The organism is Bartonella sp. AA9NXGY (genome assembly GCF_042196845.1).
In the GTDB taxonomy this organism is placed as follows: Bacteria; Pseudomonadota; Alphaproteobacteria; order Rhizobiales; family Rhizobiaceae; genus Bartonella.
The window spans coordinates 24,879-31,412 of the sequence record NZ_JBHIRB010000017.1 but is presented as its reverse complement, the minus strand read 5'-3'; the positions used below and the strand labels follow the sequence as shown (position 1 = coordinate 31,412).

At 36.0% G+C, this 6,534-nt stretch carries 4 protein-coding genes and 3 pseudogenes; 3 read left to right on the top strand and 4 right to left on the bottom strand.

Features of this window, described 5'->3' with window-relative positions; translation table 11 throughout:
- Positions 1-139: 139 nt before the first annotated feature.
- Positions 140-2,115: pseudogene (locus tag ACFIM6_RS08020) on the bottom strand (DUF637 domain-containing protein); the annotation flags it as partial.
- A gap of 217 nt (positions 2,116-2,332) precedes the next feature.
- Here ACFIM6_RS08020 and ACFIM6_RS08015 point away from each other — a divergent pair.
- The gene (locus tag ACFIM6_RS08015) at positions 2,333-2,569 is read left to right on the top strand and encodes a hypothetical protein (protein WP_375612395.1); all 237 of its coding nucleotides are present in this window, start codon (positions 2,333-2,335) and stop codon (positions 2,567-2,569) included.
- A 574-nt stretch (positions 2,570-3,143) separates the two neighbouring features.
- Complete coding sequence (locus tag ACFIM6_RS08010) at positions 3,144-3,674, top strand: hypothetical protein (RefSeq protein WP_375612394.1); 531 nt, start codon at positions 3,144-3,146, stop codon at positions 3,672-3,674.
- On the opposite strand, the gene ACFIM6_RS08005 is transcribed toward ACFIM6_RS08010, so the two are convergent.
- A complete protein-coding gene (locus ACFIM6_RS08005) occupies positions 3,667-4,524 on the bottom strand; it encodes a hypothetical protein (protein WP_375612393.1) in 858 nt (285 codons plus the stop codon). The two genes, ACFIM6_RS08010 and ACFIM6_RS08005, sit on opposite strands and share 8 nt — an antisense overlap.
- Positions 4,525-4,770: 246 nt before the next feature.
- A pseudogene (locus ACFIM6_RS08000) lies at positions 4,771-4,821 on the bottom strand (hypothetical protein); the annotation flags it as partial.
- A 724-nt stretch (positions 4,822-5,545) separates the two neighbouring features.
- On the opposite strand from ACFIM6_RS08000, the pseudogene ACFIM6_RS07995 reads away from it, so the two are divergent.
- Positions 5,546-5,692 (top strand): annotated as a pseudogene (locus ACFIM6_RS07995) (single-stranded DNA-binding protein); the annotation flags it as partial.
- A 51-nt stretch (positions 5,693-5,743) separates the two neighbouring features.
- Here the strand turns inward: ACFIM6_RS07995 and ACFIM6_RS07990 are convergent.
- Positions 5,744-6,310: a biotin transporter BioY gene (locus ACFIM6_RS07990; protein ID WP_375612392.1), complete on the bottom strand. Its 567-nt coding sequence runs from the start codon at positions 6,308-6,310 to the stop codon at positions 5,744-5,746.
- Between the last annotated feature and the right edge of the window lie 224 nt (positions 6,311-6,534).

The window sequence follows — 6,534 nt, the reverse complement described above, 5'->3', positions numbered from 1 at the left end:
TCTTCAGTACGAAAATTGATAATATCATTATATTTATCAACTAATTCTACAACATCATCTAAGGTATAGGTTTTCATCAATTATCCTCCATAAATTATTTTATAAGTTTCTTTTTTCTCTTTTCATCAACCGTAGAGAATTACTGCCGGTGCTCCTGTCCCCATCTGTCAAAATCTATCCCTATGATACTCCATTTCATGTCGATTATTCCTCCTAAATTATTGTTTGTTCTCTATACCCTTTAGCACGTTCCTTCCAATATTCCTCTCTCCAATTACCAAACTTGTCTCTCTCTATAAGCGATTGATGTGTTTTGGAAGGAGCATGAATCACGGAATTATATTTGTTATGAGATTCCCTGCTCATTTCTGCTATGGGCCCTTCAGGCGTTTGTGATAAATGATGCAATTCAACAGACCTTCCATCAAATCCTATCGGTGCTCTTCCTGCTTCCATTCTCTCAACATTGGTGCCCCACACTTCTTTTTTGTTTACTGTCCATTTAGAAATTCTGTCAGGATCAAACAAATCATCTCTCTGATAGGCTTTGTTAGTCTGTCCAAATTTGCTATCGGTAAATTTAGTGGGTTTCTTTTTTAACCAAAGCTTTTTTTCTTTAGCAGCAAGTTTGGTCAGTTCTTTCCTCGCCGCAAATTTGTCAGGATCTCCTTGAGCTGCAAGTTCTGCAAGATTTTTCTTGGAAGCGAATTGGGCAAAATCTTTCCTAGCCATGAATTTAATCCAAGCCTTTTCGCCAAGCTTTATGCCTCCCTTGGCTGCTCCAGCAACTCCTGTCATTAGGGATGCTGTTTCAGTCAATAATTTTCCAAATTCAAGTCCAGGATTAAAGGAACCACCAGCACCAGCTCGCTCATATTCCTCCTCCATTTTATTAATGCGATCTACATAGGACTGTCCAAGGGTCCGACCAATTGTCGCCAAAATCTCACCACTGCTGAAAAAATCTTTGAGCGCTTTCAAAGTCTCTTTAGGATGTTTGGCTATTTGCAAAAAACCATCAACCGTATCGTATATTTCAGCCGGGACACCAGCTACCATACCTGCCGCAAAGCTTATATCTTGCCCTGTACTAATCGCAGTCCACTTCGCAGACACTTCTGCTGCACATAAAAAGTCAGGACACTCCTTTAATTCTTTCTCCATCTGAGCTTGTTGAGCACTGCTGAGGTAGTTATTTGCAGCGGCATTACCTGCGGCATCGGCACCGGCATCAACATCGCTACCGGCAATGGCAGCAGCAACGCCCCCGGCAGCCCGTGCGACATCAATGGTGTGATCTCTAAAGTCAGCAAACTGCGCATCAATCTTTGCGTTTATACGCGCTTCCTCTTCCGCAGTTGGGGTGCGACCGTTTAGATCCCCCATTTCCTCTTTCACAATGCCTTGCACCCACAATTGAAACTGGAGCATGGCTGTGGCTTCGCCCACAGCACCCCCCAGCACCGGCAGAGCAAGCACCGCTCGCAACAGCGCCTTTTAAGCAGCCAAGACCGGCGTGGGCAACGATCTGCGTGACCGTGTCTATTTTGCCTTCAGCCTTGGCGGTACCGATTTCTTCCGCCAACGATTTGCCAACCGTATCAGACAGGGCGATGCGCAGATTGTTAAAAAAGTTCTTGTCAAGAGAGCCACCCTCAAGAGCCGTTTGAACGCTCGTGCCAATGGCGGCTTTGATCAGGTTCTTTTCCGCTTCACTGGCGATACGATCGACAAAAGGAGCCGTTTTAGGCAAAGATTGTCCAACACCTGCCATTTCCGTTATTTGGCTGGTTAAGCCCGCCGTCAACATCGACGAGACAATGCTGAGAACATTCTTTGAAGAGCCAAGCTCATGCAAGGCGCCGGCAATATTGCCGCGATTATTGACAAGAGCCACAGCGCTTTTGTTAATCAGCGCTTGGACACCAGCCTGTATCGCCGCATTCATGGCGGTGCTCGAGAGCCAAGCCCCAAAGCACCGGTAATGGCACTGGCAGCGCCCGAGGCTGCTCCACCCGTAACCGCCGTGACAGCCAATGCCACGAGAGCCGCACCGGCTTCTGTCAGCCCTTGGGCTTTATAATCCCAGTCTTTAAATTCAGCCTTAACTGCTTGCTAATCAACTTTCCTTACAAATCTTAATCAACCCAAAGTAATAGCCTGAAATAGCAGTGTGTTGTATGGAAAATTAAAAACAAAAACCGAATGAAGAAAATGCACTTGAGACTTGCATATGGCTTCACAGGTTTATTGCTGTAAAAGCTTCAAATGATGATATCTCTAATACTTTTTTCGCTTGTTCTCTTGTGGTAGCTTCCACAAGCGAAAAGATATGGACGATAACACCTCTTCTCAAGCTTATCAAACTGAACTCAAAGGTATTTCCTTATTGATTTTGAAAGAGTCCTTTAAACGCATTTTGCAGAGCAACGTAGAAAGCATGTCTAAAAAAATCATTCCAAGAGCAACAGATTTTTCTAAGTATTGTGAAGAGATTGAAAAAGATCTTCTTTCACGAGCCAAAACTCTTCATGAACTAATGACAGGAGAATTTAAAATAGATTTCTAAAAAATAGCAAAATAGTGAAAAGTGCTGATCACTTTTGGATTGGATATGCATTTAAAGAGTGATTAAAAAGTTTTTTTAATGTACAATATATTTCTAGAAGCCAAAATGGCTCTATAGTATCAAATTTATAAAGTAAATAAATCCATTAATACAAATTAAGGATTTTAGGATACACGAATTTCAAAATATTTGTTTTTTAAAACATGAGTCGCCAGCATCAGCGCAAAAAATGTTGCGGCAATTATGATTCCCTTTCGTGTACTTTTGAAATAACAGAGCTTTTCTTTAATCTTTATGAAAGGATTGCCAGTGCGATGGGCTTTTTTGAAAGGTGGATTTGGGTATCAAAATGCAAGCAAGAGTTTGTAATTATGGAGCTTTGTGTTTAAAGCTATCATCAACTATAGATAAATCATAGACGAGGTTAACTAAAATATTAAAAGCAACTGGATGCAGTAGAAGACATTGCTATTAAAAGAAAAGCAAATGCTAAAAAGACTAAAAGGTAGTTTGTGTTTTTATATCAGAAAATAATTTAAGAAATTGAATCATAATTTTTTCACAGGAAATAAATATGTTTACAGATAAGAAGAGAAAAGCCTTGTTTGGCGTTATAATTTTTATATTTTTATGTTTTTTAGGAATAAGAAAAAATCTTGACTTTATTCAGGGTATTTTGACATTCGCGTCTATTTCTTTGGTGATCGTAACAACTGTTTTTGCAATTTTATGCAATTCTAATATCCCTTCTGAGTTGCAAAACAACCCACAATATAAATGCGGCAATACAACAGGTTGGAAGAAATTAACATGTGAGTTACATCAGTATATGCACAGTCTCCTAAAGTTAATAATTTTAGCGCTTGTCGTTTTAATTTTCCCAAGTAGTTATAAAGAAACTGTTTCTTTGCCTGTCATTTCTAAGTACGTGGAGCACAAGTTTTCTTTTTCATTGGATACCATACTTTGGTACTTAGATATTGCTCTTGGATATTCAAATATTATAATTTGGTACTTTTTTTTATTCTGTGTATTCTTCCTTATGTTGCGTACACGCAGTTTAATAAATATATCTATTTACACGCTACAGTGCTCTATTAAATAGATACAGTAAAACTTACGATTTCATGCTTTAATTTTTCTTTTATATGACCTTCATTATACATACCATTATCATTTTTACTCGTTTTAATAGCAAATTTATGTTGAAAAGTTTCAGTATTAAATATTATATCAAAATTATTATGTGTCTTTCCAACAAAACTTATGTTTTTAAATGCTGGATTTAATTTATATTTTTTAAAAAGATTCAAAAAATAATTCTTTAAATTATTTTTTTCTTTAAATTTGATACCCAAGTCAAGTTCCATTTCAGAATAATCATCCGTGGGAAATTCACCCAACAAAAGTTTAGCCATCTTTAGCAAGTTGTCTTCTGATTGCATTGCAAAAAAATCTAGTTGTTTTGGTTGTGTATATTTCAGTTTTATTTCTTTAATTAAAAGCAATTTTTTTTCGAACTCTTCCTTACCAACAATATCAGGTGAGATATCAATCGTTTTCGGGGGAAAAGATTTTTTGTAGTGTAGCTGCAAGAATTTGTTTAACTCTTTATTTGAAGAAAAAAGAGTTAACTCTATAGGAATCAAAATTCCAAAATATTGCTTATTCTGTTCAACATATTTTCTAGGACGTGGGTTAGGAATATTCTGAAAGTCATTTTCAGAATCAATCACTTGGGGATTATAAGGACTATTTTCTCCCGTTAAAACATAAATCCAATAGCAGATCTTCGAGTTCACAGAAAACTTTTCAATTATTAAGGTAACACATTGATTATCACGGTTAAAACGGTATGTTCCTTCCTCTAAAAATTTATCAGCATCATTGATATTAACTAATTCTGAGGCTGGATCTATTTTATATTTATAAGAAAGAAAGTTAAGGGTATTCATAAAATTAACATAATTACAATGTCTATAGTCTTATCGGGTGGTAGATGTTGCCTAAGTTATCTTAGTGACTATGTGAGTGTAGTGTATCGCAAATATACTGGGTCATTTAGAATCGTTTGGCTGAAAATTAAGGCTATAAAATTTTAATTGCAAAAGCAATACGAACTTTAGAGAACTCTGCAGTGAGAGCTAGTTAGATTTTTAGAATATGGGCTCCCCCTTCCCTGCTTTTAAGTGGAGGAGAAATCAGTGCATTGAACAAAGCATGGCATCACGTAAAATGGCGTTAATCCGCGTTTGATATCCTTTCCCTTGACTTTTAAAGTCACGCTAGTACGTCTGAATCCACACGCACAGTTGTGACAGTTTTCATGGGTTTACAGAATGGATTGAAAACGGCGTCTTTCCAGAACTCATCATTGAGTGACAGAATATCTCTATGATCAATTGCACTATCCGACATTACAGCCAATTTATCAATTTCAACTCTCTGTTCATCTGTCAAAGCCGATAAGTTACCTACCTCGATTTTATAACGAACTTTCTTCTTTATAACGTTTCTTTTCTTTCGAGTTGGCTCTCTGTGCTGAAATAATACGGATTACCTCTATGCCATCTTTATCGTCATGGACAGTATGCACTACGAATAGTAATAAAAAAACTCCACAAGCACTAAAGCTTGCTAACCATACTCTCCATTTTCAACACGGTCTTGTTTAGCTATGGAGAATAGATCAGAAAAAACATATGCAGCTATTTCAAAACTTTACACGGTGCTTTCTAAGATTACTTTTTGTTTTAGCTTCATTCCATTCAAATCTCATTTTTATACCTTATATTAATACATTTATAAGGGTATTATATACATCAAGAGTTTTAGATGAACACTTAATTATCCATGTTTTTGTACAATTAATATAATTTAAAAATTAGTGATTAATTAACTAAAAATATTAAAAAAATAATAAATTATTCTAAGCCTTTATGCATATAATATGCAAATCGAATAAAACTTACAAGCATGTTGAATAAAATGATATTAATTGGCTATTTGAGAGCTGCTCCTGAAAGAAAAAAGAATTTTGGTGCCGCAACATTCAATTTTTGTATGGCTACCTCTGAGAGCTATGCAGATAAAAATACCAATAAAAAAGTAAACAAAACAGAATGATATTCCGTAGTGCTTTTTAATCTACATACATTTGGAAAAACTTGTTCTTCAGTACAAAACTGCCCCTTTTTCCGAATGAATGAGAGGAACGGTTTTTTTAATGGTCAACGCTACAAAGGATGTAATCAGCACTTTCAAGAAACCACTAACAAAAAAACCTAATGAACTTATTAAAACTGTCAGCAAAGGGACCTGTGTCATATAAGCCACCCATGGTATTCCAAAAGAATAGACTATCCCAATGCCACCCACGGTATTTATCACAAATAATATTATAAAATTTAACCGGTGCCAAAATAATTCTACCATAAAGCCAATAAAAAATGCAGCAAATGGAAAACTAATCAGATAACCACTCGTAACTCCTGAAAAAACACTAATTCCACCACGACCACTAGGCAATAGAGGTAACCCAATCGCAATAAGAACAAGGAAAAGAAGTGATGCTAAAGCTCCCCTTTTCGCTCCAAGTATAGAGCCTGCTAACATCGGAGCCATAGACTGAGCTGTAATAGGGACACCCAGCAAAAAAGGAAGATAAATAGGAGGAAAAAGACTCAAAACAGCGTAAATAGCGGCAAATAAAGCAATATAAACTAAATCTTTTGTATTCACTGAATTATTCCTTCACTAGGGAAAAGCTTTCGTTATTGTTGTATAATTAATAAAAAGTATCATATTTATAAAAGTACACTTTAAATGCCTTAGATATAGAGAAAAATACTATAATAATTTATTTTAATAACATCACTTATATGAATCATATTAGATTCTACAATGTTTAATTACATCATAAATTACTATATTTAAATTCAATAATAGTGATATATGAATATTAT

Coding starts and splice junctions, on each gene's coding strand:
- ACFIM6_RS08015 (WP_375612395.1), top strand. CDS start 2,333: ATGGACGATAACACCTCTTCTCAAGCTTATCAAACTGAACTCAAAGGT.
- ACFIM6_RS08010 (WP_375612394.1), top strand. CDS start 3,144: ATGTTTACAGATAAGAAGAGAAAAGCCTTGTTTGGCGTTATAATTTTT.
- ACFIM6_RS08005 (WP_375612393.1), bottom strand. CDS start 4,524: ATGAATACCCTTAACTTTCTTTCTTATAAATATAAAATAGATCCAGCC.